The sequence below is a fragment of the Streptomyces sp. NPDC015346 genome (genome assembly GCF_043078785.1).
Lineage (GTDB): Bacteria > Actinomycetota > Actinomycetes > Streptomycetales > Streptomycetaceae > Streptomyces.
In genome coordinates, this window is record NZ_JBIBTW010000005.1 from 293,839 (window position 1) to 318,359 (window position 24,521).

20 protein-coding genes and 1 riboswitch are annotated in these 24,521 nt (G+C 71.1%); of the genes, 8 read left to right on the top strand and 12 right to left on the bottom strand.

The features are described from left to right. Positions 1-242: 242 nt before the first annotated feature. From ACF06X_RS20370 to ACF06X_RS20380, 3 genes are all read right to left on the bottom strand, one after another. Positions 243-1,025, bottom strand: a complete 783-nt coding sequence (locus ACF06X_RS20370; protein WP_392288661.1) for an enhanced serine sensitivity protein SseB C-terminal domain-containing protein — start codon at positions 1,023-1,025, stop codon at positions 243-245. A gap of 40 nt (positions 1,026-1,065) precedes the next feature. Next, positions 1,066-1,797: an enhanced serine sensitivity protein SseB gene (locus ACF06X_RS20375; RefSeq protein WP_392289029.1), complete on the bottom strand. Its 732-nt coding sequence runs from the start codon at positions 1,795-1,797 to the stop codon at positions 1,066-1,068. Between the two features lie 165 nt (positions 1,798-1,962). Next, complete coding sequence (locus tag ACF06X_RS20380) at positions 1,963-2,634, bottom strand: AAA family ATPase (protein WP_392288662.1); 672 nt, start codon at positions 2,632-2,634, stop codon at positions 1,963-1,965. 138 nt (positions 2,635-2,772) lie between these two features. Next, positions 2,773-2,885, top strand: a riboswitch (glycine riboswitch). 146 nt (positions 2,886-3,031) lie between these two features. Between ACF06X_RS20380 and gcvT the strand changes: the two genes are divergently transcribed. The 4 genes from gcvT to ACF06X_RS20400 all read left to right on the top strand — a co-directional run bounded on the left by gcvT (position 3,032) and on the right by ACF06X_RS20400 (position 7,482). Further along, positions 3,032-4,156 (top strand): glycine cleavage system aminomethyltransferase GcvT, encoded by a 1,125-nt coding sequence (gene gcvT, locus ACF06X_RS20385; RefSeq protein WP_392288663.1) that lies wholly within the window; start codon positions 3,032-3,034, stop codon positions 4,154-4,156. 137 nt (positions 4,157-4,293) lie between these two features. Then, on the top strand, positions 4,294-4,671 hold the full coding sequence (gene gcvH, locus ACF06X_RS20390) for a glycine cleavage system protein GcvH (protein WP_392288664.1): 378 nt from the start codon (positions 4,294-4,296) through the stop codon (positions 4,669-4,671). Positions 4,672-4,699: 28 nt separating this feature from the next. Then, positions 4,700-5,959 carry a serine hydroxymethyltransferase gene (gene glyA, locus ACF06X_RS20395; RefSeq protein WP_392288665.1) on the top strand — a complete coding sequence of 420 codons (1,260 nt, stop codon included), beginning with the start codon at positions 4,700-4,702 and terminating at the stop codon, positions 5,957-5,959. A gap of 152 nt (positions 5,960-6,111) precedes the next feature. Then, the gene (locus ACF06X_RS20400) at positions 6,112-7,482 is read left to right on the top strand and encodes an L-serine ammonia-lyase (RefSeq protein ID WP_392288666.1); all 1,371 of its coding nucleotides are present in this window, start codon (positions 6,112-6,114) and stop codon (positions 7,480-7,482) included. Positions 7,483-7,708: 226 nt separating this feature from the next. Here the strand turns inward: ACF06X_RS20400 and ACF06X_RS20405 are convergent, their stop codons facing one another. Continuing rightward, on the bottom strand, positions 7,709-9,220 hold the full coding sequence (locus tag ACF06X_RS20405) for a NaeI family type II restriction endonuclease (RefSeq protein ID WP_392289030.1): 1,512 nt from the start codon (positions 9,218-9,220) through the stop codon (positions 7,709-7,711). Positions 9,221-9,420: 200 nt separating this feature from the next. Here ACF06X_RS20405 and ACF06X_RS20410 point away from each other — a divergent pair, with 200 nt between their 5' ends. Continuing rightward, positions 9,421-9,693 carry a hypothetical protein gene (locus ACF06X_RS20410; RefSeq protein ID WP_392288667.1) on the top strand — a complete coding sequence of 91 codons (273 nt, stop codon included), beginning with the start codon at positions 9,421-9,423 and terminating at the stop codon, positions 9,691-9,693. Positions 9,694-10,456: 763 nt separating this feature from the next. Here ACF06X_RS20410 and ACF06X_RS20415 read toward each other — a convergent pair. The 8 genes from ACF06X_RS20415 to ACF06X_RS20450 all read right to left on the bottom strand — a co-directional run bounded on the left by ACF06X_RS20415 (position 10,457) and on the right by ACF06X_RS20450 (position 18,228). Then, complete coding sequence (locus ACF06X_RS20415; protein WP_392288668.1) at positions 10,457-11,365, bottom strand: CopD family protein; 909 nt, start codon at positions 11,363-11,365, stop codon at positions 10,457-10,459. Between the two features lie 85 nt (positions 11,366-11,450). Beyond that, the gene (locus ACF06X_RS20420; protein WP_158990683.1) at positions 11,451-11,678 is read right to left on the bottom strand and encodes an EF-hand domain-containing protein; all 228 of its coding nucleotides are present in this window, start codon (positions 11,676-11,678) and stop codon (positions 11,451-11,453) included. Positions 11,679-11,778: 100 nt separating this feature from the next. Next, on the bottom strand, positions 11,779-12,966 hold the full coding sequence (locus tag ACF06X_RS20425) for a YncE family protein (protein ID WP_392288669.1): 1,188 nt from the start codon (positions 12,964-12,966) through the stop codon (positions 11,779-11,781). Beyond that, positions 12,966-13,739: a polysaccharide deacetylase family protein gene (locus ACF06X_RS20430; RefSeq protein WP_392288670.1), complete on the bottom strand. Its 774-nt coding sequence runs from the start codon at positions 13,737-13,739 to the stop codon at positions 12,966-12,968. The genes ACF06X_RS20425 and ACF06X_RS20430 overlap by 1 nt, the downstream gene beginning before the upstream one ends. Positions 13,740-14,135: 396 nt before the next feature. Then, on the bottom strand, positions 14,136-14,651 hold the full coding sequence (locus tag ACF06X_RS20435; protein WP_392288671.1) for an ATP-binding protein: 516 nt from the start codon (positions 14,649-14,651) through the stop codon (positions 14,136-14,138). 99 nt (positions 14,652-14,750) lie between these two features. Beyond that, a complete protein-coding gene (locus ACF06X_RS20440; RefSeq protein ID WP_392288672.1) occupies positions 14,751-15,518 on the bottom strand; it encodes an enoyl-CoA hydratase/isomerase family protein in 768 nt (255 codons plus the stop codon). Positions 15,519-15,595: 77 nt separating this feature from the next. Continuing rightward, positions 15,596-16,843, bottom strand: a complete 1,248-nt coding sequence (locus ACF06X_RS20445; RefSeq protein WP_392288673.1) for an Ig-like domain-containing protein — start codon at positions 16,841-16,843, stop codon at positions 15,596-15,598. A gap of 176 nt (positions 16,844-17,019) precedes the next feature. Continuing rightward, positions 17,020-18,228 (bottom strand): Ig-like domain-containing protein, encoded by a 1,209-nt coding sequence (locus ACF06X_RS20450; RefSeq protein ID WP_392288674.1) that lies wholly within the window; start codon positions 18,226-18,228, stop codon positions 17,020-17,022. A 165-nt stretch (positions 18,229-18,393) separates the two neighbouring features. On the opposite strand from ACF06X_RS20450, the gene glgX reads away from it, so the two are divergent. The 3 genes from glgX (at position 18,394) to ACF06X_RS20465 (ending at position 24,390) form a co-directional block, all read left to right on the top strand. Next, positions 18,394-20,628 (top strand): glycogen debranching protein GlgX, encoded by a 2,235-nt coding sequence (gene glgX, locus ACF06X_RS20455; protein ID WP_392288675.1) that lies wholly within the window; start codon positions 18,394-18,396, stop codon positions 20,626-20,628. A gap of 85 nt (positions 20,629-20,713) precedes the next feature. After that, the gene (locus tag ACF06X_RS20460; protein ID WP_392288676.1) at positions 20,714-22,585 is read left to right on the top strand and encodes an ABC transporter ATP-binding protein; all 1,872 of its coding nucleotides are present in this window, start codon (positions 20,714-20,716) and stop codon (positions 22,583-22,585) included. Then, the gene (locus ACF06X_RS20465; protein ID WP_392288677.1) at positions 22,582-24,390 is read left to right on the top strand and encodes an ABC transporter ATP-binding protein; all 1,809 of its coding nucleotides are present in this window, start codon (positions 22,582-22,584) and stop codon (positions 24,388-24,390) included. The genes ACF06X_RS20460 and ACF06X_RS20465 overlap by 4 nt, the downstream gene beginning before the upstream one ends. Positions 24,391-24,521 lie beyond the last annotated feature (131 nt).

The window sequence follows — 24,521 nt, forward strand, 5'->3', positions numbered from 1 at the left end:
ATGGTGCGGAAATTACCCAGAACGCCGCATGTGATGCGGCTCGCACAAAGGACCGACGTCCTTCGTTAGCGGGGAGTCTTCAACGGGTTTACGATCACCCGCCAGACCTGACGAGGAATGTTTGCTCAACCGTGATGCGGTTCGTGGGCTTCCGTTATCCGGACGGGGCGCTCGCCTCAGCGGACCATCTCGGCCACTAATCCATCAAGTCGGACAAAAAGCCAACGGTCCCGGTGAGACGGTCAATTGGGGTAGCCGTACCCGTAGCCGGAGCCCTGGCGGGGGGCGGCGGGGGCGGCGTGCGCGTCCCGGTCGTAGAACGGCCGCGCGTTGGCCCGCAGCCACATCGCCACCGGGTCGTACGCGTCGGACATGGCGACCGTCGAGACGGGCAGCCCGTCGGGGACCGCGGAGATCGACTGGCGCATCATGCCCCGCACCGCCTCGACCGAGGCCGCGGAGGTGTCGTAGAGGTCGAGACCGATGGCGAGGTACGGGGAGCCGAGCGCGGGCTGCACCCAGGCACGGCGCAGCGCCCGTACGGCCGGGGTGCGGTGCGCGTTCTGCGTCAGCAGGGCGTAGAACTGCGGGATCTCCAGGGCGGGTTCGGAGAGCCGCAGGGGTCCGGCGGGCATCCGGTCGAGACCGGTCGCGATCCGGCGGAGGTCGGCCCAGGGGATGCCGACGCCGCCGCCGGGGTCGTGCGGGTTGAGCCAGATGCCCCAGCGGTCGGGGTAGAGGGCGCGGGCGATGTCCCGGCCGGAGACCACCTCGTGGGCGCGGTTCCAGCCGGAGGCGGCGAGCTCCTGGGCGGAGGTGACGCAGGGGGCGTACCCGAGGCCGTCGACCTCCATGTTTCCGTACTGCGCGTCCGGCGAGCCCGGCGCGCCCTGCCACAGCAGCATCCAGAGATCGCCGTCGGCCAGGGCGTGCAGCAGCCGCTCGTACGCGTCGTAGCGTCCGGGTGCCACTTGGCGCAGCGTGTGCTCGACCTGTCCGGCCGCAGCGGTGCCTGACGCGCTCACCCTGGGTCCCGCCCCTCTTCCGTCCACCGAATCAGCTTAGTTACGCGGAGGCCCGCTGGTAGAAGGGGCGCACCTTCTCCAGCATCCAGTCGCCGACCGGGTCCTGCGCAACGTCCAGGAGGATGAGATTGACCGGCCAGGCCACCTCGACCCGGCCGAGCGCGCGCCCGAGGGCGTCCAGCGGCGCGTTGCGGTCGACGCCCTCCCAGCCGGCGAGCTGGACGCCGACGAAGAGGGCCGGCTCGGTGCCCTCGACGCTGGCCAGGGCACGGCGGGCGGTGACGACGACGCCGGTGGCCTCGAACTCGGCGGCGGCGGCGGAGAGGAAGTCGACGGGGTCGTCCTGCCAGTCCGGTTCGAAGAGGCGGACCCGGCCGCCGCTCGCGGGGCCGTCCAGCGGGGTGCGGCCGACCCGGCAGAGCTCGGCGACGGCGGGCGGGGGCAGCGGGGCGCCGACGGTGCCGCCCGGGTTCACGGCGATGCCGAGCTGCGGGGGCAGACCGCGGGCGAAGTCGCGGGCGGGCGCGACGGTGAAGGACATGTGGCTGCCGACACAGGCGAGGAACTGCTGCTCGGAGCTGAAGACGGGGACGTAGGGGAGGCCGTCGATCTCCAGGGTGGGCAGGTCGAGGTCGGTGCTGTCGGGCCCGCCGCCGTTGGGCAGGGGCACCCAGACGGGGCTCCGTCCGAGGACCTCGACGAGCCGGCCCCCCGCGGCGGGGTTGCCGAGCGAGGCGGCCAGCACCTCTTCGAGCTCATTGCCCGGCCACATGACGTCCACGGTCCTCGTTCCCCTTCTCCCGCGCCCTGCTCACGGCGCCTTCCGGGCAGAACCCTAACGCCGCCCTGACACCGCCGCGTCCACAAGCGTACGGAGCGCGCCGGTCCGCCTCGCCGGGCGACGGGGCCCACCGTCTGGACGGCGTCGGTACGGGTGTCAGTCCGCGTCGCGGAAACCGATCGTCCGCAGGGCGCCGGCCGCGTCGCGGTCGAGGAGGGTCGCCGAGGCGCAGCCGCGGGGCAGGCGGCCGGTCTCGACGGAGTGCAGCAGCCGGCCGACCGCCCGGCGGTGCCGGGCGAAGGCATAGCCGGAGACTCCCCGGCCCCGCTCCCGCTGCCCCGCGCGGGCGGTGTCGGGGGTGACGTCGAGCAGGATCAGGTGCAGGGCGCGGCCCCGGCGGCGCGCCTCGCGCGCCAGCCAGTTCCGCACCCACGACTGGGTGCCGCAGTCGTGGACGACCACGCTGCGGCCCGCGCGCAGGGCGCGGCGCAGCCCGGCGTAGTGGGCGATCCGGACGAGCGGGCGGTAGACGGCGTACGGCAGAAAGCGGGGCATCCGCGCCTCCCAGCGCTCGCGGGCGTCCTGCGAATCGATGCCCCGGCCGTCGGCCGCGCGCCGCATCAGCGTCGACTTGCCGCTGCCGGGCAGCCCCGAGACGACCACCAGGTCGCCGGCGGCGAAGGCGAGCGCGCGGGGGCCGCGGCCGCCCCGCTCGCGCAGGTCACGGAGGAGGGGCGTGACGGCGTGGCGCCTGCGGGTTCTCGCCCGGGCGCGCTGGGCCGGTATGCCCGTACCCGTCGCGTATGCGCCGGTGTGGTGGAACGTCATCGCCTCTCCCCCTGTCGGGTCCTGAGGACCCTTCCCAAGAAGTGTAAAGAAACGGTAATGAGGCACAAGCGATTTGCCGATCAGACCCCGCGTGCAATGATGTGCGCGCCAAGCGCACACAACCACATACTGGCCGCTCGAATCCGCGCGGGAGAGTCCCGGACAGGGCTGTAGCAGTGCTGTAGCAGTCCGGGCGCCGAAGGAGCAAGACCCTCCCTTGAATCTCTCAGGCCCCGTACCGCGCGGATGAGGCAGATCTGAAAAGCGGGCGCGTCGTCGCGCCCCACCCAAGGTGCAAGCCGAGGATGCCCTCGGTGAACCTCTCAGGTTCCATGACAGATGGGGAGGACGTCCTTCTCCGTCATGATTTCTTGCCTGGGACCTGGGAGCCACACCCATGAGCACTGCCCCCCGCCTGACTGCCCTCGATGCCCTGCATCGCTCCCTGGGCGCGACCATGACCGACTTCGCGGGCTGGGACATGCCGCTGCGCTACGGCAGCGAGCGCGACGAGCACAACGCCGTCCGCACCAAGGCCGGCCTCTTCGACCTCTCCCACATGGGCGAGATCACGGTCACCGGCCCCCAGGCCGTCGAGCTGCTCGACTACGCCCTGGTGGGCAACATCTCCACGGTGGGCATCGGCCGCGCCCGCTACACGATGATCTGCCAGGAGGACGGGGGCATCCTCGACGACCTGATCGTGTACCGGCTCGGCGAGCGCGAGTACATGGTCGTCGCCAACGCCTCCAACGCGCAGACCGTCCTCGACACGCTCACCGAGCGCGCGGCCGGCTTCGACGCGGAGGTCCGTGACGACCGTGACGCGTACGCCCTGATCGCCGTCCAGGGCCCCGAGTCCCCCGGCATCCTGAAGTCGCTGACCGACGCCGACCTGGACGGGCTGAAGTACTACGCGGGCCTGCCCGGCACGGTCGCCGGGGTGCCCGCGCTGATCGCCCGTACCGGCTACACCGGCGAGGACGGCTTCGAGCTCTTCCTGAAGCCCGAGCACGCCGAGGGCGTCTGGAAGGCGCTGACCGAGGCCGGCGCCCCGGTCGGCCTGATCCCCTGCGGCCTGTCCTGCCGCGACACGCTCCGCCTGGAGGCGGGCATGCCGCTGTACGGGCACGAGCTGACCACCTCCCTCACCCCCTTCGACGCGGGCCTGGGCCGGGTCGTCAAGTTCGAGAAGACGACCAACGGCGGCGACTTCGTCGGGCGCAAGGCCCTGGAGGCCGCCGCCGAGCGCGCCGCCACCAACCCGCCGCGCAAGCTCGTCGGCCTGATCGCCGAGGGCCGCCGGGTGCCGCGCGCCGGCTTCCCGGTCGTGGCGAACGGCGAGGTCGTCGGCGAGGTCACCTCCGGCGCCCCCTCCCCCACCCTCGGCAAGCCGATCGCCATGGCGTACGTGGACGCGGCGCACGCCGAGCCCGGCACGCAGGGTGTAGGTGTGGACATCCGCGGCACGCACGAGCCGTACGAGGTCGTGGCGCTGCCGTTCTACAAGCGCCAGAAGTGACGTTTCCGCCCCACCCGGTCCAGCACCCGGCCACCCACCCCGTCCCGCACACGGTCGCGCACCCCGCGTCTCACGGTGTGTCTCACCTCGCAAGACCCACGTTCATCAGCACTCCCCCGATCCAGGAGAATCAGGTCATGAGCAACCCCCAGCAGCTGCGCTACACCAAGGAGCACGAGTGGCTGTCGACCGCCGAAGACGGCGTCGCGACGGTCGGTATCACGGAGTTCGCGGCCAACGCGCTCGGTGACGTGGTCTACGCCCAGCTCCCCGCCGTCGGGGACACCATCACCGCGGGCGAGTCCTGTGGCGAGCTGGAGTCGACCAAGTCGGTCAGCGACCTGTACGCCCCGGTCACCGGCGAGGTCGTCGACGCCAACCAGGACGTCGTCGACGACCCCTCCCTGGTGAACACCGCTCCGTTCGAGGGCGGCTGGCTGTTCAAGGTGCGCATCACGGACGAGCCGGACGATCTGCTCTCCGCCGACGAGTACGCCGCTTTCACCGCCGGCTAACCGAGACCGAGACCCCAGGGATCGATTCATGTCGCTTCTGAACACCCCTCTCCACGAGCTGGACCCCGACGTCGCCGCCGCCGTCGACGCCGAGCTCCGCCGCCAGCAGTCCACCCTCGAGATGATCGCCTCGGAGAACTTCGCTCCGGTCGCGGTCATGGAGGCCCAGGGCTCCGTTCTCACCAACAAGTACGCCGAGGGCTACCCCGGCCGCCGCTACTACGGCGGCTGCGAGCACGTCGACGTCGCCGAGCAGATCGCGATCGACCGGGTCAAGGACCTGTTCGGCGCCGAGTACGCCAACGTCCAGCCGCACTCCGGCGCCTCCGCGAACCAGGCCGCGCTGTTCGCGATGGCCCAGCCCGGCGACACGATCCTGGGCCTGGACCTGGCGCACGGCGGCCACCTCACCCACGGCATGCGCCTGAACTTCTCCGGCAAGCAGTTCAACGTGGTCGCCTACCACGTCGACGAGGCCGGTCTGGTCGACATGGCCGAGGTCGAGCGCCTGGCCAAGGAGAACCGCCCCAAGGTGATCATCGCGGGCTGGTCCGCCTACCCCCGTCAGCTGGACTTCGCCGAGTTCCGCCGTATCGCCGACGAGGTCGACGCCTACCTGTGGGTCGACATGGCGCACTTCGCCGGCCTGGTCGCGGCCGGTCTGCACCCCAACCCGGTCGAATACGCCGACGTGGTGACGTCCACCACGCACAAGACGCTCGGCGGCCCGCGCGGCGGCATCATCCTGGCGAAGAAGGAGTTCGCGAAGAAGCTGAACTCCTCCGTCTTCCCCGGCTTCCAGGGCGGCCCGCTGGAGCACGTGATCGCGGCCAAGGCCGTCTCCTTCAAGGTCGCCGCCTCGGAGGAGTTCAAGGAGCGCCAGCGCCGTACGGTCGACGGCGCGAAGATCCTCGCCGAGCGCCTGGTCCGCAACGACGTCACCCAGCACGGTGTCTCGGTCCTGTCCGGCGGCACGGACGTGCACCTGGTCCTCGTCGACCTGCGCAACAGCGAGCTCGACGGCCGGCAGGCCGAGGACCGCCTCCACGAGGTCGGCATCACGGTCAACCGCAACGCCATCCCGAACGACCCGCGCCCGCCGATGGTCACCTCGGGTCTGCGGATCGGCACCCCCGCCCTGGCCACCCGCGGTTTCGGCACCGAGGACTTCACCGAGGTCGCCGACATCATCGCGGAGACCCTGAAGCCCGGTTTCGACGCGGAGGCCCTGAAGGCCCGCGTGACCGCTCTGGCCGACAAGCACCCGCTGTACCCCGGCCTGAAGTAATTTCGTACGATTTTGTTCCAGGTTCGTTCGGACGGACCCCGGGGGCACCGCGCACACTGGACGGTGAGCGCGGTGCCCCACCCCGTGTTCCAGCGCTTTTCTGCTCCACCCCGGCAGACAACGGCGTCTACCACCCCCACAAGGAGTCTCCCGTGGCCATCTCGGTCTTCGACCTGTTCTCGATCGGTATCGGTCCGTCGAGCTCCCACACGGTGGGCCCCATGCGAGCGGCCCGGATGTTCGCCCGCCGGCTGAAGAACGAGGGCCTGCTGGCCCACACCGCCTCGATACGGGCGGAGCTGTTCGGCTCCCTCGGCGCCACCGGCCACGGCCACGGCACGCCGAAGGCCGTCCTGCTCGGCCTGGAGGGGAACTCCCCGCGCACGGTCGACGTCGAGACCGCCGACGAGCAGGTCGAGCGGATCAAGGCGCGCGGCCGGCTGAACCTCCTCGGGGCGCACGAGATCGGCTTCGACTTCGACGAGGACCTGATCCTGCACCGCCGCAAGGCGCTGCCGTACCACGCCAACGGCATGACGATCTTCGCGTACGACGCGGAGGGCGCCCCGGTCCTGGAGAAGACGTACTACTCGGTCGGCGGCGGCTTCGTCGTCGACGAGGACGCCGTCCAGGGCGAGAACCCGATCGTCCCGGACGACACGGCCCTGAAGTACCCCTTCCGCACCGGCGACGAGCTGCTGCGCCTGGCGAAGGAGACCGGCCTGTCGATCTCCGCGATGATGCTGGAGAACGAGAAGGCCTGGCGCACGGAGGAGGAGATCCGCGAGGGCCTCCTGGAGATCTGGCGCGTCATGCAGGCCTGCGTCTCGCGCGGCATGTCCCGCGAGGGCATCCTGCCGGGCGGCCTGAAGGTCCGCCGCCGTGCCGCGAACACGGCCCGCAAGCTGCGCTCCGAGGGCGACCCGGCGGCGCTCGCGATGGAGTGGATCACCCTCTACGCGATGGCCGTGAACGAGGAGAACGCGGCGGGCGGCCGCGTGGTCACCGCCCCGACGAACGGCGCGGCCGGCATCATCCCGGCGGTCCTGCACTACTACATGAACTTCGTGCCCGGCGCCGACGAGGACGGCGTGGTCCGCTTCCTCCTCGCGGCCGGCGCGGTCGGCATGCTCTTCAAGGAGAACGCCTCCATCTCCGGCGCCGAGGTCGGCTGCCAGGGCGAGGTCGGCTCGGCCTGCTCGATGGCCGCCGGCGCGCTCGCCGAGGTCCTGGGCGGCTCCCCGGAGCAGGTGGAGAACGCGGCCGAGATCGGCATGGAGCACAACCTGGGCCTGACCTGCGACCCGGTCGGCGGCCTCGTCCAGATCCCGTGCATCGAGCGCAACGGCATGGCCGCGGTCAAGGCCGTCACCGCCGCCCGTATGGCGATGCGCGGCGACGGCAACCACCTGGTCTCCCTCGACAAGGTCATCAAGACCATGAAGGAGACCGGCGCCGACATGTCGGTCAAGTACAAGGAGACGGCGCGCGGCGGACTCGCGGTGAACATCATCGAGTGCTGAGACTGTAGGCCCTGACCAGCACGTTTGTATCTTTCAGCGCTGTCAGGGCCTTCCCTCCTTACGCGGCGGAAAGTCCCTGGCTCCCTGGGACAGACGTGAAAGTCCCTGAAAAAGTCCCTGGGATGTCCCTGAGCAGGGCACGCTTCCTGATGTATTCGCCGACCCCGCACATGCCTGGTGCGAGGATGGGCCCAGCCTGCACGCCGCCCATGCAGCGAGCCCATCGTCAGTACGCGGGAAGGTGGCCCGGCTCGTCGTCTGGCGTCGCCAGTCTCCACCGCTCACCGGAGAGGAGAACCCACCGGCTCGAGCCCTCTTCCTCTTCCGTGACGGACGCCAAGCGGGCGCTGACCCACGACCCCTTCTCCGGCACCGGCAGACCCAGGGCCCTGGCGATCTCGGGGTGGGCGGCTTGGTGGCCCAGGATGACGATTCCTTCGGCCGCCAGCGTTCCGCGGGCACCTCGCACTCTCTTCGCCGCGTCCTGCTGCCTCGCGACCGTGGCCACGACCGTACGCGTCACCGGTTGGCGCTGAGCGACGCGGAACAGTTCGTTCACGCGACGCTGCCCGGTCTCCTCGGCGAGGATGGCGCTCACCTCGTCGGCCGGAAGCCGGTCCAGGATGTTCACGGGCAGGGGGACATCTCGATGGATCCACGCGATCGCCTCCCGCCCCGCAGCGCTCAGGGTCCGCTTGCCATCCCTGTTCCCGACATCGGCCACTACCTGCTCCGTCGCCCTCACCACGCCAAGGCTCCACGATCCCCTGCGGTGGTCGAGGCGGACCAGCACACAGACGCTCCCCTGCGCTTCCCTCGGGATCATCCAGTTCGTCCCGGTCGTCACCTTGAGATCCACGTCGACGCCGGCGATCCGGAAGTCGAGCCTGGGGCTGCTGTCGAACTGGAAGTCGTGCCTCATGAGGTTCTCGACGAGCTGCCCGGTCATCGTCTTCTCCGATTTGGTGAGGTCCTCCCAGCGGTAGCGCCCTGTGTGCGCCCCGTCGAGCAGTCGCTCCGTGGCCTGTTCGAGCACAGCCGCCATACGACGCCCGTACGGGTCGAGCCTCTGGAGCTCCTCCCGTACCGCCGCCACGTCACGCTCACCGGAGAGCGATTCCTCCTCCCCCCGCGGCTGCTCCTTGTCCCTCTCCTGCTTCGGCTCCGCCGGCCGGGCACGGGCAGGTGACGGCCTGAGGGCGGCAAGCAGCCGCTCCAGGGATGCGATCCGCTGGGCCGCCTCCCGGGCCGAGTGACGTGCCTCGTCCCGTTCGCCCGTGACCACCAGCAGCCTGCGGTTCAGCTCGGCGAGTTCCTCGTCGCGGGAGTTCACCCGCGCGTCCAGTCGGGCCTCGGCCTGCTCCTTCGCCTGCTTGACGCGGCCAAGGGCTGCGGTGAGCTCCAGCAACTGCTCCTGCACCTTCACCAGTTTCGCGAGATGGGCCGTGCAGTCCCCGCCCACGCCACTGCCGGATCCGTCTGGGACGGGCCGGCTCCACGCCTCCCTCAGGAGCGAACGGGCCCTGTTGACGGCCTTACTCGCCTCGGCCGGGTCCGTCACGCACACGTTGACGACGGCATCCACCAGACCTCGATGGTTCCTGAGGCCGACGCCCCTCAAACGCCGGTGCAGGGTCGACACGGCAGGCTTCGCGGCGTTGCCCACCATGTCGGGCAGCAGGAGGTGCAGTTGCTCCACCGACAGGCCGGCGGCATCACGAAGGTCGCGCAAGAACACGACCAAGTGGTTCTCCGCCTCGGAATCTCCGAGCGGCACCCCAGGAGGACGCCCCCCTTGGTCACGTGACCGCCTTGCCATCAGCCCCCCTTTTCTCATCAGATTCGATGTTCTCTCGGATAGAACAGAGAAAAGAGTACCTGGGTGATCGTCAAGGCGGCACGGTGGTTTGGTCGTCCACGCCCTTGAGGAGAGCCACCATGCCCCAGCGCACCCCGTCCCCCAGCCGCTCCACATCCGACTTCGCAGCCCTCGTCGCCGTGCTGGCCACAGGTGTGGCGCTCGTGGCACTCGGCGTCGCACCCGAATCCCTCGCCGCGGTGACCATCGCGTTGGCCGGCCTCTACTCGACATGGCGCATGGGATCGGGTGGCCGGGGTTCCGAGCCGGAGTCCGGGGCGAGGAAACTGCCCGAGGCGCGGAGCGACGGGGACCAGAGGACGGGCAGCAGTTCGGATGCCGAGGGGTCGTGATCGAGTCCCGGCCATCACAGGGGCCGTTGGCAGTCAGCGCGATCGATTCAGGTAATCGATCGAATCGATCGAGACAGTTCCGATCAACTTGGCATCTCAGGCTTGTCGATCTTCTGGCGCTCGGATCAGGCCACGATGTGGAGGTAGCGGGGGCCGCCGCAGCCCCTGTGCCGGCAGTTCAGGCCGCGGTCGCGAGCTGTAGTCCTCAGCCTTGGTTGCACATTCAAGACTCCCTCGTGCTCTCGGCCACCAGGCTGCTCGATGGACCGGGCATGTTGGCGAGGAGGAAAGACCCGCCATTCCGGGCACGTGGAGCATCTGTGGCCGTTTCCTGTCGAAGACGGGCTCGGCCGCGGACATCGCATTGTCGCGGAAGGGCGTCAAGTACACCGCTGAGAGGTGTACGGCCGTAGGAAGCACCCTGACTTCGGACGCACGGCCCCGGAAGGATCGTGGCTCAAGCACCAGCCACGAGGCCGGTCGCGAGTCACGCGCTCAACGATGGCTGCCGGTGCCCCGATGCTCATGGACGCGCTTCCGGGGCCTGGCCGCCATGGACGCGTGGCTGGAGCAAGGTCCCCGGCACAAAGTGCCTCAGAAGTCCCTGCTGGCCGGTTAGGCAAACGAACTGACCATGAACGCGCAGGTCAAGGACTTGATCAGCGTGGCGGGCAACGTGAACGTGAAGCACAAGGAGACGGCGCGCGGCGGTCTCGCGGTGAACATCATCGAGTGCTGAGCCGGACGGGTGCTTCCCCGGGCGTCAGGGGGTGAGCCAGTGGGGGTCCGGTACCACCGTGAGGAGGGCCGAGACCACGACGATCGCCGCCAGCGCCCCCAGCTCGATCCGGGCCGGTGGCCGCGGGTCGCCGCCGTGCAGCATGCGGTACCGGGCCGTGAGAGCGAGCAGGCTCACCACGCCGAAGAGGGCGAGCTTGGCGAGGAGGACCCTGCCGTACGCCGTGGCCAGGACGACGTCCAGCGGGAGGCGGCGCAGGGTCGAGCAGGTGCCGGTGATCACCAGCGCGGCGTAGACCCAGGCGGCCGTGCGGGCGTAGCGGACGAGGACGTCACGACCGCCACCGCGCAGCCGCATGGTCCGCAGGACGTACAGCAGCCCGCCGAACCAGAGCGAGGCCGCCGTCAGGTGGACGACGGTCAGCGCGGTGCCTATCGCGGGCGTGTACGCCTCCGGGTGGGCGCGCAGGGCCTCGGCGCAGACGACCCCGGTGAGCGGCACGAGGGCCAGCGCCGGGCGGCGGGAGGCGGCGCAGAGGGCCGCGAGGGCGAAGGCGTTGGCCATGATCAGGAGGAGCCGGCCTTCGCGTGTGCCGTAGACGGTGGCCAGGCCCAGGCCGCTGACGGCCGCGAAGAGCAGCAGGAGCCCGGCGGAGGCCGCCGCGCCGAGCAGGGAAGCGGCCGGGGACCAGCGGCGCGGGAGGGGGCCCGCGCGGGCCATGCGGCCGCCGGCGAGTTCGCCGAGGTGGACCGCGAGCGCGACCAGGACGAGCACGCGGAGCACGCTGGTGGTGCCGGCCGCCGGAACGCGGAGTTCGCCCGTGCCCGTCTGGGCGACACCGGCGCCGAGGAGGGCGACGGTGAGGGCCGCGAGAGCGGCGAGTACGGCTGCCGTCCGACGTATCGGGGCACCTTCGGGACCGGGAGGCGTCACCGGTCGATCGTCACCTCGGGCGGGGCGGGCGGCAACTCACGTACGTACGCACGTGGGACGGCGCCGCCCGCCCTCGCCCGGCCGGTCAGGCCTGCGCGGAGCCCTTGTCGAGGTGCGCCCAGAACTCGTCCCAGGAGAGCTTGCCGTCGCCGTTGCCGTCACGCTGGTTGATGAGCGCCTCGGCGACCGTCTCGGTGACGTGGAAGTCACCCAGCTGGGCCATCACGCTCTTGTACTCGGCGGCGGTGATGAGCCCGTCCCCGTCCACGTCGAACCGCTCGAATGCCTTGCGTGCCGACTCGATGTCCGCCACTGCTGCCGCCCCTTCTTGGTGCTTCGATGACGGGGGTCAGATTATCGGTCCCGGGCGCGGCCGATGAGGGGGGTACGAGCGCGTTGCCGCCGGCCGGCGGTCAGCGGAAGATGCCGGTGTGGCCCAGGGAGTAGCGGCCGGGCTGCGGGTAGACCGCGAGGCCGTGGGGGCCGCCGCCGACCGGGATGCGGGCGATCTGCTCGCCGGTCGTGGTGTCGATCGCGTAGACCTCGGAGTCGTAGCGGCCGGACAGCCACAGCACCTTGCCGTCGGCCGAGACGCCGCCCATGTCCGGGGAGCCGCCGTCCGGCAGCCACCACTTCTTGGTCAGCTTGTTCTTCGCGAAGTCGAAGACCGAGATGGAGCCCTCGCCGCGGTTGGGGACGTACATCTCCTTGGAGTCGCGGGAGATGTAGAGGCCGTGGCAGCCCTTGCCGGTCGGCATCAGCGACGGGGTGGTGAACTTCTCGCCGTCCAGGACCCACATGCCGTGGGCCATCATGTCGGCGATGTAGAAGGTCTTGCCGTCCGGCGAGATCTTCACGTCCTGCGGCATCGCGCCCTCGAAGGGCAGCCTCTGCTGGCCCACGACCTCCATCTTCTCCGTGTCGACCTTGAGCAGTTCGCCGGAGAACTCGCAGGACACGATGAAGTACCGGCCGTCGGCGGAGAAGTCCGCGTGGTTGACGCCGTAGCAGGAGACGGGGACGGTCTTCTTCCGTTCCATGGTGTGCGGGTCGCGGAAGACCAGCTCGCGGTCGAGGGACGCCATCACGACGGCGTACCTGCCGTTGGGCGTGAAGTAGAGGTTGTACGGGTCGTGGACCTCGACCGGCTTGCCCGCGACCCCGGTGGCCGGGTCGATCGGTGTGAGCGTGTGGCCGCGGTTGTTGTTGACCCAGAGCGTCTTCATGTCCCAGGAGGGGACGACGTGCTGCGGCTGGATGCCGACCGGGATGGTCTCGATGACCTGGTACGTCGCCGGGTCGATGACGGAGACGGTGTTGGAGTTGGTGTTGGGGACGTAGACCCGGGACGGGAAGTCCTTGACCACGGGTGAAAGCTTGTTCGGCCGGTCGGCCGCGTACACGTCCTTGGGGTCGAGGACCGGCGGCATGCCGGGCAGCCCGGGCGGTGCGGCCTTCTTCGGTACGGCGGCGGGCGCGGTGGCCTCCTTCTTGGCACCGGCGCGGGGCGAGGCCGTGTCGTCCGTGGTGCCGCAGCCGGCGAGCGCGAGGAGCAGCGCGGCCGCGAGGAGGCTCTTCGATCGCTTGGTGAGAGACAGCATCAGGTCAGCAGCTCCGTGGTCGTCACCGGGCGCAGGCCGCGGCGGTCGAGTTCGGCGAGGAGGGGCGGCAGTGCGGCGAGCGTGTCCGCGTAGCCGAAGTGCAGGCTCACCACTGATCCGCCGCGGATCGGCCCGGTGACGTTGCGGACGACGGCCGGGGCGCCGGGCGAGGTGAAGTCGAGGGAGTCGACGTCGTACGAGAGGACGTGCGGGTAGCCGGCCCGGTGGGCCGCGCGCCGGACGGCCGGCCCCGCGTGCTGGGTCCTGGAGGGCCGGAACCAGGTGCCGACGGAGCCGGTGAGGCGGCGCAGCCGGGTGGCGCAGGCGCTGATCTCGGCGTACGCCTCGTCCTCGGTCATCGCGTTGATGTCGAGGTGACGCTGGGTGTGGTTGCCGAGGTCGTGTCCGCCGTCGAGGATCCGGCGGGCGAGGTCGGGGTACCGGTCGAGCCAGTCGCCGACGGCGAGGACGGTGACCCGGGCGCCGCCCTTCTCGGCGGCGCCGAGCACGGCGCGGGCGAGGGCGGGGTCGCCGTGGCCGTGGAAGGTGAGGGCGACCCGGGCGCGGTCGCGGGGGCCGTGCGCGATCTCGACGGGGTGGCCGGGGAAGCGGCGCGGGGCGGGCGCGGTCGCGGTCGCGGTCGCGGGCGCGGGCGCGGCGGCGGGAGGGGTGCGGCGTGGGCGGGCGTCCGTGCCGCAGGCGGTGGTGAGGGCTCCGGCGACGGCGACGGCCGCACCCGCTCGTAGGGCGCCACGGCGGTCGGTCAGGGTCACCCGACCATTTAAGGCCCCTTATGCCGGATTCATCACGATTGAGCCACTTCGGGGCGCGGGCGGGTCGTGATCAGCCCTGCGGAGCACGAAGGCGGGCGTGGAAACACTCGGCGAACGCCATAATTATTCATCGTTTACAAGGTCAGTGCGCTATGTCACCAACGATTCACCCGCGAAATGTCTCCATCTGTCCGGATGTGCACCGCTAAGGCCTTTTGGTGGTACGACGCCCGTCTGCCATAGTCGGAGACACGACCCCCATTGACCCGGGCCAGGTCGTCCAAGCCGCCGTGGATACACCCCCCCGTCCACGGCGCTCCACACAGAAGCCCCCACGCGCCCCCACCACGGCGGACGGGGGCTTCTGTGCGTCGCCGTGCGTCAGGAGCCCGGCCTTCAGCGGTCGGAGACGCGCATCTCGAACCAGGTCGTCTTGCCGCGCGGCTGCAGATCCACTCCCCAGCGGTCGGAGAGCTTGTCGACGAGGAAGAGACCGCGGCCGCTGACGTCCAGTTCATGAACGGGCATCAGACAGGGCAGGCCGCGCGAGGGGTCGCGCACCTCGATCCGGATCCAGCCGCGGCGGCGCAGCATGCGCAGCCCGAAGACGCGGGCCCCGGTGTGCCGGACGGCGTTGCCGACCAGCTCGGAGACGAGTAACACGGCGTGCTCGGCGATCTGCGGGGACAGCGACCACTGGCGCAGGACCACGCACTGGGTGAGTCGGCGGGCGATGGCGGCGGACTCCGGCCGCGACGGCAGCCGGACGTCGTCCTCGGCCGGATTGCCGTACAACTCCAGCGCCTTCAGGGCTTGTTCGTCCTCGACGGCCGGTGTCCACCGTGCCGCGGTCGCACCGCCGTGCCGCCGCGGCTGTTCCGTACCCTCCAGGCCCGCCATGCCCACCATCATGGCCGCACGAAACCGACCGCGTGGCGGTTCCGAGGGAATCGATCCCCCGGAATCGACAATTCCAGGGGATTCGCCCCGTACCTGCCGGACGCGATCCGATCAGACGAACTTCGCCTTGCCCGGGCCCTCTTCGACGAAGCTGCGCATCCCGCGCTCCCGGTCCTCGGTCGCGAACAGGCCCGCGAACCAGGTGCGCTCGATCGCGAGACCGGTGTCGATGTCCGCCTCGAGCCCCTGGTCGACCGACTCCTTGGCCGCGCGCAGCGCGAGGGCCGGCCCCTGGGCGAGCTTGGCGGCCCAGGCGTGCGCCTGCTCGTACACCTCGGCGGCCGGGACGACGCGGTCGACCAGACCGAGCGTCAGGGCCTCGTCAGCCTTGACCATCCGGCCGGTGAAGATGAGGTCCTTGGCCTTGGAGGGGCCGACGAGACGGGACAGGCGCTGGGTGCCGCCCGCGCCCGGGATCAGGCCGAGGAGGATCTCGGGCTGGCCCAGCTTGGCGTTGTCGGCGGCGATCCGGTAGTCGGCGCAGAGCGCCAGCTCGCAGCCGCCGCCCAGCGCGTAACCGGTGATCGCGGCGACGACCGGCTTGGGGATGCGGGCGACCGCGGTGAAGGAGTCCTGGAGCGCCCGCGACCGCTTGACCATGGCCGCGTGGTCCATGACCTGCATCTCCTTGATGTCCGCGCCGGCGGCGAACACCTTCTCGCCGCCGTACAGGATGACGGCCCGGACGTCGTCGCGGTCGCTCGCCTCCTCGGCGAGCTCGCGCAGCCGGTCCTGGGTGGCGATGTCGAGGGCGTTCATCGGGGGGCGGTCGAGGCGGATGGTGCCGACGCCTTCGGCGACTTCGAGGTTCACAGTCATGTGAGGCAGGTTAGTAGCCGTTAACGAGAAGAGGCCCGGTGCCGTTGGTCACAGCACCGGGCCTCCTCACGGGTGGCCTACTTGATCCACTCCGACCAGTCCATGTTCCAGCCGTTGAGGCCGTTGTCCGGCTTGATCTGCTTGTCCTTGGAGTTCTTCACAATCACGACGTCGCCGATGAGCGAGCGGTCGTAGAACCAGGCGGCGGGCGTCGAGCTGTCACCGGCGCCGCGGGTGTCGCGCAGGCCGACGCAGCCGTGGCTGACGTTGGCGGAGCCGAAGGTCCCGGCCGAGGCCCAGTAGTTGCCGTGGACGAAGGTGCCCGAGGTGGACAGACGCATCGCGTGCGGCACGTCCTTGATGTCGTACTCGCCGCCGAAGCCGACCGTGGCTCCGTTCATGCGGGTCACCTTGTACTTCTCGCTGATGACCATCTGACCGTTGTAGGTGGTCGTCGACGGGGCGCCCGCGGTGATCGGGATCGTCTTGATGATCTTGCCGTCGCGCTCGACCTTCATCGTCTTCGCGCTGGCGTCGACCGTGGAGACCTGCCGGCGGCCGATGGTGAAGGAGATCGTCTTCTTCTGCTTGCCGTAGACCCCCGGGCGGCCCTCGACGCCGTCCAGGTTGAACGCGACGGTCACCTTGGTGCCCGCGGCCCAGTAGTTCTCCGGGCGGAAGTCGAGGCGGTCGTTGCCGAACCAGTGACCCTCGATCCGCACAGCGGGCTCCGCGGTCACCTTGATGGCCTTCTCCACCGCCTCCGGGTTGGTGATGCCCCGGGTGAAGTTGATGGAGACCGGCATGCCGACGCCGACGGTCGAACCGTCCTCGGGCGTGTAGTGGCCGATGAAGGTGTTCTTGGGGACCAGGGTGGTGAAGGTGGTGTCCTTCGCCGACTCACGGCCCTCGGCGTCCTTCGCCACTGCGTGGACCTTGTACTGCGTACCCGCCGCCAGGTGGCCGACGGGCTGCCAGCTCGTGCCGTCCGCCGCGAGCTTCCCCTCGACCTCGGTGCCCTTGGAGTCGGCGACCGTGACCGTCGTCAGCTTGCCCTGCTCCGCCGTCACCTTCAGCGCGCCGCTGGTGGCGACCGAGTCGGCGCCGTCCTTCGGAGCGATCGTCACGACCGCCTGCGAGGCGGCGTTCTCCTGCTGCTGTCCGCCCTGCGAGGGCTGTCCCCCCGCGCTCCCCGGGGCCGGGTCACCGCCCCCGCACGCCGTGAGCACCAGGAGCATCGCCCCCGCCGCCAGAGTCCGCAGCCGCGCTCCCCCGCGCCTCTGCCGCGACCCGGCCGATGCCCCCGATATCGGCTGCCCGTTCACTGTGGTGTTCTCCCCTCGCACGGCCTGGTCTCACCACGGCCCGCACCCCCGCGCGCATCTTTCGCGCACACGGCGTTAGATAATCACACCGCAGGACACGAAAGATCCTCGCGAATGTCACCGTTCAGTCCCAGTTGTGCGGGCGGTGTGCAGGGTGCCGAGAGAGGACGAAGGGCTCATCGCAGGGCGGAACCGGCCTTCCACTGTTTCCAGTCCATGTTCCAGCCTCCGAGCCCGTTGTCGGGAGCGACCTTTCGGTCACGGGAGTTGACCACTTCCACCACGTCGCCGATGAGCGTCCGCTCGAAGAACCAGCCTCCGGGGGAGTCGGAGCTGCCGCCCTTCTCGTCCCGCAGTCCGATGCAGCCGTGGCTGACGTTGGCCGAACCGAAGGTGGACTCCGCGGCCCAGTAGTTGCCGTGCAGGAAGGTCCCCGAGTCGGTCAGCCGCATCGCGTGCGGCACGTCCTTGATGTCGTACTCGCCGCCGAAACCGACCGTACGGCCGTCCATCCGCGTCACGTCGTACAACTCCGTGACCACCATCTTCCCGTTGTACGTCGTGGTCTTGGGCGCCCCGGCCGTGATGGGCAGCGTCGCCAGCACCTCGCCGTCCCGGCGTACCTCCATGGTGTGCTCGGCCGCGTCGACCACGGAGACCTGGGAACGCCCCACGGTGAACCCGACCTTCTTGCGCTGGATGCCGTACACCCCCGGCGCGCCCTCGACATCGCGCAGCGCGAGGTCGACGGTCACCTGGGTGCCCGGCTTCCAGTACTCGGCGGGGCGGAAGTCGAGCCGCTCCTTGCCGAACCAGTGGCCGACCACCTCCACGGGCGGCTCCGAGGTGATCCTGATGGCCCGTTCGACGGCCTCGCGGTTCTCGATGGCCCGGTTGAAACCGAAGGACACGATCATGCCGGTGCCCACAGTGGAACGGTTCTCCGGCTTGAAGTAGCCGATGAACCGGCGCTCGGGGACCACCGTGGTGAAGGTGGTGTGCCGGGCGGAGCGCCGGCCGTGCCCGTCGAGCGCCACCGCGTCCACGCTGTACTTCGCCGCCAACGCGAGCCGGGAGTCCGCCCGCGGCCGCCAGCGCAGCCCGTCCGGGCTGATCTCCCCGGGCACCTCGGCCCGCTGGGCGTCCTCGACCTGGACGACCGTGACGCGCTCGAGGCGCCCGCTGTCCACCCTCACCTCGATCGGGCCGTCGGCCGGCACGGCCTTGCTGCCGTCCTCCGGGCTGATCCTGATGACGTCGCCGGGCGCCCGCGCCTTGCCGGGCAGCGGGAGGTCCACGCCGCCGTTCGCCGTGCAGCCCGCAAGCCCGGCCACCAGTCCCGCCGCCACCAGGGCGAGCGTCACCCGCTTCAGTACGTGTTTCACGACCGGCCCAACGACGGCCACCCTCCAGGGGAAACGTGCGTGCGGGTCATGTTGGGAGGACACCAGTCCGGGCAGAACAGGTGGGAGGACCCCGTGCGGGGAGCCGTGGCCGGGACGCCGCGCTCCGCCGGGCACGGGGCCCGACGAGCCGCGGGAGGCCGACAGGTGGCGAGCGCAGCCGAGCAGGAGGCGGAGCCGGTACGGGACGGTGTGCGGCCCTCCCCTGCCGTGGAAGAGGCCGGCCGGCGGGCCGCGCCGGTGGTGTGGCCGGGCGCGCCGACGCCGTTGGGGGCGCGCTGCCGGGTCGGCCCCGACGGGGTGGCGGGCACGAACTTCGCGCTGTGGGCGGGCGGGGCGGAGGCCGTCGAGCTCTGTCTCTTCGATGCCGACGGGACGGAGAGACGGCTGCCGCTGAACGAACTCACCCATGAGATCTGGCACGGCTTCGTGCCGGGGGTGGGCTCAGGACAGCGGTACGGATACCGGGTGCACGGCCGCTGGGACCCCTGGACGGGGGCCCGCTGGAACCCGGCCAAGCTGCTGCTCGACCCGTACGCGCGGGCCGTGGACGGCGACTTCCAGCTGCCGGCGGAGGTCTACGGACATGTGCGGGACTGGCCGCAGCAGCATGTGGCCGACACCGTGCGGGACGACCGGGACTCGGCCCCTTTCGTGCCGAAGGGCGTCGTGGTCCATGACGACGACGACTGGTCCGACGACCGCAGGCCGAAGACGCCGTGGCCGGACTCGGTCATCTACGAGCTCCATGTGAAGGGCTTCACCCGGCTGCACCCGGGCATCCCCGAGCGCCTGCGGGGCACCTACGCCGGGCTCGCCCATCCGGCGGCGGTCGAGCATCTCGTACGGCTCGGGGTGACGGCGGTGGAGCTGCTGCCGGTGCACCAGTTCGCGCACGAGGACCATCTGCTGCGGCGCGGCCTGCGCAACTACTGGGGCTACAACTCCATCGGCTACTTCGCCCCGCACGCGGGCTACTCCGCGTCGGGGACGGCGGGCCAGCAGGTCGGCGAGTTCAAGAAGATGGTGCGGGCGCTGCACGCGGCCGGCATCGAGGTCATCCTCGACGTGGTCTACAACCACACGGCGGAGGCCGGTGAGCTGGGGCCGACGCTGTCGTTGAAGGGCATCGACAACAGGGGCTACTACCGGCTGCAGCCCGACGCCCGCCGGTACGCCGACTACACCGGCTGCGGCAACACCCTGCACGTCGTCCAGCCCCAGGTGCTGCGGCTCATCACGGACTCGCTGCGCTACTGGGTGACGGAGATGGGCGTGGACGGCTTCCGCTTCGACCTCGCGGCGGCGCTCGCCCGGTCCTTCCACGACGTCGACATGCTCTCCCCCTTTCTCGCCGTCATCGCGCAGGACCCGGTGCTGCGGCGGGTCAAGCTGATCGCCGAGCCGTGGGACGTCGGCAACGGCGGCTATCAGGTGGGCGCCTTCCCGCCGCTGTGGACGGAGTGGAACGACCGCTACCGCGACGCGGTACGGGACTTCTGGCGCGGCGCCCTGCCGGACGTACGGGACCTCGGCTACCGCCTGTCGGGCTCCAGCGACCTGTACGCGTGGGGCGGCCGGCGCCCGTACGCCTCGGTCAACTTCATCACCGCGCACGACGGCTTCACGCTGCGGGACCTGGTGTCGTACGAGCGGAAGCACAACGAGGCCAACGGAGAGGGCAACCGGGACGGGACGAACGACAACCGGGCCTGGAACTGCGGGGCGGAGGGCGAGACCGACGACCCGGAGGTGGGCGCGCTGCGGCTGCGGCAGCTGCGCAACCTGCTGACCACCCTGCTGCTGTCGACCGGGGTGCCGATGCTGGTCGCGGGCGACGAGATGGGCCGCACCCAGGGCGGCAACAACAACGCCTACTGCCAGGACAACGAGACGAGCTGGCTGGACTGGTCGCTGCCCGAGGACCCCGGCCGCGCCCAGCTGCTCGCCCTGACCCGCCGGCTGCTCGCCCTGCGCCACGAGCACCCGGTGCTGCGCCGGCGAGCCTTCTTCTCCGGGCGGCCGCAGGGGGCGGACGGGCTGCGGGACCTGGCCTGGTTCACGCCGGACGGCACGGAGATGACCGAGCGGGACTGGTACGCGCCGGCGGCCACGCTCGGCCTCTACCTCTCGGGCCGCGACATTCCGGGCCGCGACGCGCGGGGCGAGCAGGTCACCGACGACAGCTTCCTGGCCATCCTGCACGCAGGTCCCCGCCCGGTGGAGTTCCGGCTGCCGGCCCCGCCGTGGGCGGAGACGTACGAACTGGTCCTGGACACCTCCCTGGACGACCAGACCCGCGCGCCCGGGACGGAGCACCGGGGCGGCGAGACGGTGACGGTGGCGGCCCGCTCGGTGCTGCTGCTGCGGGTCGGGGGGTGAGGGGCCGGGTCTCGTCCGCCGGGCCGGCGGGGGCGGCGGAAAACCGGGTGAGCGTTGTCGGTGGTCGCCCCTAGGCTCGGGAGCGATGCCCGGAGAACACGCAGTCGACGTCGACAAGGATTCCGCCGATCGCTCGGCCGTGCGCTCGCTGGCGCGGCTGTGGCCCTACGTACGGCCGGTGCGCGGGCGGTGGGCCGCGGCCGCCGCCGTCGCGATCGTCGCCTCGTGTCTGTCGCTCGTCATCCCGCTCGTCCTGAAGTGGATGGTGGACGGGCCGGTGGCCGAGGGCGATCCGGGCGGGGTGTGGCTGGGAGCGCTGTATCTGCTGCTGCTCGGCGTCGCGGAGGCGGCGCTGTTCGGCTTACGGCGCTGGCTGGTGGCGCGGCCGCTGGCGGGTGTGGAAGCCCGGATGCGGGCCGATCTGTTCCGGCGTCTGCAACGGCTGCCGATCGCCTTCCACGACCGGTGGGCCTCCGGTCAGCTGCTCTCGCGCGGCACGACCGATCTGATGCTGGTGCGGATGTTCCTCGCCTTCCCGCTGACGTTCCTGCTGGTCAACGGCGTGACGATCCTGGCGGGTTTCGTCCTGCTCCTCAGCCAGGACTGGACGCTCGGCCTGGTGCTGCTCACCCCCGTGGTCCCTCTCGTGGTGCTGTGCTCGCTGTTCGAGACGAAGTACGCGGTCGTCGCCCGGCGGGCGCAGGACCAGGTGGGGGATCTGACCACGGTCGTCGAGGAGAGCGTCCTCGGCATCCGGATCGTCAAGGGCTTCGGCCGTCACCGCAGCCAGGCGCTCGCCTTCGCGGAGCTGGCCGGGCGGCTGCGCTCCACCGAGCTGGTCAAGGGCCGTCTGCTGGCGGGGATATGGGCGCTCATCACGGTCATACCCGAGCTGGCGATCGGCGCGGCGCTGGTGCTCGGCACCGTCCAGGTCGCCGACGGGGAGCTGTCGGCCGGCACGCTCGTCGCCTTCCTGTCGACGGCGCTCGCGCTGCGCTGGCCGGTGGAGTCCCTCGGCTTCCTGCTCGCGATGAGCCAGGAGGCGGCGACGGCGACGGAGCGGTACTTCGAGGTGATGGACGAGCGGGAGGAGACACCGGGACCCGCGTCACCCGCGCGCGTGCCCGGGGCCCCGGCCCCCGTCCCGGACGGGGTGCGCTTCGAGGGCGTCTCGTTCCGCTACCCGGACGCGGAGGCCGACGCGCCACCCGTGCTCGACCGGATCGATCTGCACATCCGGCCCGGGGAGACGCTCGCCCTGGTCGGCGGTACGGGTTCCGGCAAGACGACGCTCACCGCCCTCGTACCGCGGCTGCACGAGGCGACCGGCGGGCGCATCCTGCTCGACGGCGAGGACATCACCCTGATGGAGCGCGAACGGCTGCGCGCACTGGTGTCGGTGGCCTTCGAGGAGCCGACGCTGTTCTCCGCGAGCGTCGGCGAGAACGTGCTCATGGGGGGTACGCGCGGAGCCGACGAGGACGAACTGCGGCGGGCGCTCGGCGTCGCCCAGGCGGACGGTTTCGTGGCGGCGCTCCCCGAGGGCGTGGACACCCAGGTCGGCGAGCAGGGCCTGAGCCTCTCCGGCGGCCAGCGCCAGCGTCTCGCGCTGGCGCGCGCGGTCGTGGGGCGGCCCCGCTTCCTGGTCCTCGACGATCCGCTCTCGGCGCTCGACGTGCACACCGAGGCGCTGGTGGAGGCCGCGCTGCGCGAGGTCCTGCGGGACACGACCGCGCTTGTCGTGGCGCACCGCCCGTCGACCGTGCTGCTCGCGGACCGGGTCGCGCTCCTGTCGCGGGGGCGGATCGCCGCCGTGGGCACCCACCATGAACTGCTGCGCGGCAACGCCGAGTACGCCTGGCTTATGTCGGGCGAGGGCGAGGGCGAGGGCCACGGCGACGGCCGGGGCGACGGCGGCGCGTACAGCGACGCCGCCGAGGGGGACGAGGAACGATGACGGACGCGACCACGGACCCGTTCGACCGGGACGACCTGCCCGTGCCGCCGGGGGCCACCAGGGCCCTGCTGCGGTCGCTGCTCCGGGAGCATCGCGCCCGCGTCGGGGTCGCCGCGCTGGTCCTGCTGCTCCAGCAGGCCGCCGTCCAGGCCGGGCCGCTGCTCGTGGCGTACGCGATCGACCGCGGCGTCCCGGCGTTCCGGAGCGGCGACCGCGGCCCCGTCGTGGCCGTCGCCGTCGGCTACCTGCTGTGCGCGGTGGCCGCGGGCCTCCTCCAGTACGCCTTCGTGCGCGGCGCCGCTCGGATCAACCAGGACGTGCTGCTCGATCTGCGCGGCCGGATCTTCCGCCACGCGCAGGCGCTCAGCGTGGACTTCCACGAGCGGTACACCTCCGGCCGGCTGATCTCCCGTTCCACCACGGACGTGGAGTCCCTGCGCGAGCTGCTCTCCGAGGGGCTGCAGGAGCTGATCGGCGTCGTCCTCTCCTTCGTCTCCATCGCGGCGATGCTGCTCTGGCTGGACCTGGGCATCGGCGGGGTGGCGGTGGCCTCCTTCGTACCGCTGTATCTGCTCGTACGGCTCTACCGGCGGCGGGCGGCCGTGGTCTTCGCCGAGCGGTCCACCGCCGTCGCGGGCGTCATCGTGAAGTTCGCGGAGACGATGAACGGGATCCGGCCGGTGCGGGCCTTCCGCAGGGAGCGGGCCAACGACGCCGTGTTCGCGGAGCTCAACCACCGGCACGAGCGCGCCAACGGCGACGCGCTCTTGGAGATGGCCCGCTATGTCGTCGGCTCGCGGCTCGTCGCGAACACGGCGGTGGCCGGCATGTGCCTGTGGGGCGCGTACCGAGTGGCGGAAGGGACGCTCGCGCTCGGGGTGCTCGCGGCGGCGGTGCTGTACATGCGGCGGCTCTACGACCCGATCGACCGGCTCGGCATGTTCCTGAACTCCTACCAGTCCGCGGCCGCCTCGCTCGCCAAGATCGCGGGTCTCCTCGCCCAGGAGCCCGGTGTCCCGGAGGCCGTCGCGCCGCGGGAGCTGCCGGCCGCCCGGCCGGGGGTCCCGGGCCGGGAGGTGGTCTTCGAGGGCGTGCGCTTCGCCTACCGGACCGGCGGTGAGGTGCTGCCCCGCTTCTCCTTGCGGATCCCGGCGGGGCAGACGGTCGCGGTGGTCGGCTCGACGGGCGCGGGGAAGTCGACGCTCGCCAGGCTGCTGGCCCGCTTCTACGACCCGACCGAGGGGCGGGTGCTGCTGGACGGGGTCGACGTGCGGGAGCTGTCGGCGCCGGAGCTGCGCCGGGGTGTGGTGATGGTGACCCAGGAGGCCTTCCTGTTCTCCGGCACCGTCGCGGAGAACATCGCGATCGGGCGGCCGGACGCGAGCCGCGAGGAGATCGAGCACGCGGCGAAGGCGATCGGCGCGCACGACTTCATCGCGGGGCTGCCGGACGGCTACGACACGGACGTACGCAAGCGGGGCGGGCGGATCTCGGCCGGTCAGCGCCAACTGGTCGCCTTCGCCCGCGCGTTGCTCGCCGACCCTGCGGTCCTCATCCTGGACGAGGCGACCAGTTCACTGGACGTGCCGGGGGAACGGGCGGTGCAGCGGGCGATGGACACGGTCCTCGCCGGCCGGACGGCGGTCGTGATCGCGCACCGCCTCTCGACGGTCGAGATCGCGGACCGCGTCCTCGTGATGGAGTCGGGCCGGGTGATCGAGGACGGCGCCCCGAAGGACCTGGTGACCGGCGGCGGCCACTACGCGCGCCTCCACCGCGCCTGGCGCGACAGTCTGCCGGGCTGAGCCGGGCGGCGAGTGGAGGGGACGGAACGAGCCACGCCGCGCCGCGATCTCGGGGGAGGCGCAACGTCCGGCCGACGTCCGGCCGACGCCCGGCGAAACGTCCGCTCAACGAACACGGCCTTTCGGGCACC

Coding starts and splice junctions, on each gene's coding strand:
- ACF06X_RS20425 (WP_392288669.1), bottom strand. CDS start 12,966: ATGCTGTCTCTCACCAAGCGATCGAAGAGCCTCCTCGCGGCCGCGCTG.
- ACF06X_RS20380 (WP_392288662.1), bottom strand. CDS start 2,634: ATGACGTTCCACCACACCGGCGCATACGCGACGGGTACGGGCATACCG.
- gcvT (WP_392288663.1), top strand. CDS start 3,032: ATGAGCACTGCCCCCCGCCTGACTGCCCTCGATGCCCTGCATCGCTCC.
- ACF06X_RS20375 (WP_392289029.1), bottom strand. CDS start 1,797: ATGTGGCCGGGCAATGAGCTCGAAGAGGTGCTGGCCGCCTCGCTCGGC.
- glyA (WP_392288665.1), top strand. CDS start 4,700: ATGTCGCTTCTGAACACCCCTCTCCACGAGCTGGACCCCGACGTCGCC.
- gcvH (WP_392288664.1), top strand. CDS start 4,294: ATGAGCAACCCCCAGCAGCTGCGCTACACCAAGGAGCACGAGTGGCTG.
- ACF06X_RS20440 (WP_392288672.1), bottom strand. CDS start 15,518: ATGACTGTGAACCTCGAAGTCGCCGAAGGCGTCGGCACCATCCGCCTC.
- ACF06X_RS20465 (WP_392288677.1), top strand. CDS start 22,582: ATGACGGACGCGACCACGGACCCGTTCGACCGGGACGACCTGCCCGTG.
- ACF06X_RS20460 (WP_392288676.1), top strand. CDS start 20,714: ATGCCCGGAGAACACGCAGTCGACGTCGACAAGGATTCCGCCGATCGC.
- ACF06X_RS20410 (WP_392288667.1), top strand. CDS start 9,421: ATGCCCCAGCGCACCCCGTCCCCCAGCCGCTCCACATCCGACTTCGCA.
- ACF06X_RS20435 (WP_392288671.1), bottom strand. CDS start 14,651: ATGATGGTGGGCATGGCGGGCCTGGAGGGTACGGAACAGCCGCGGCGG.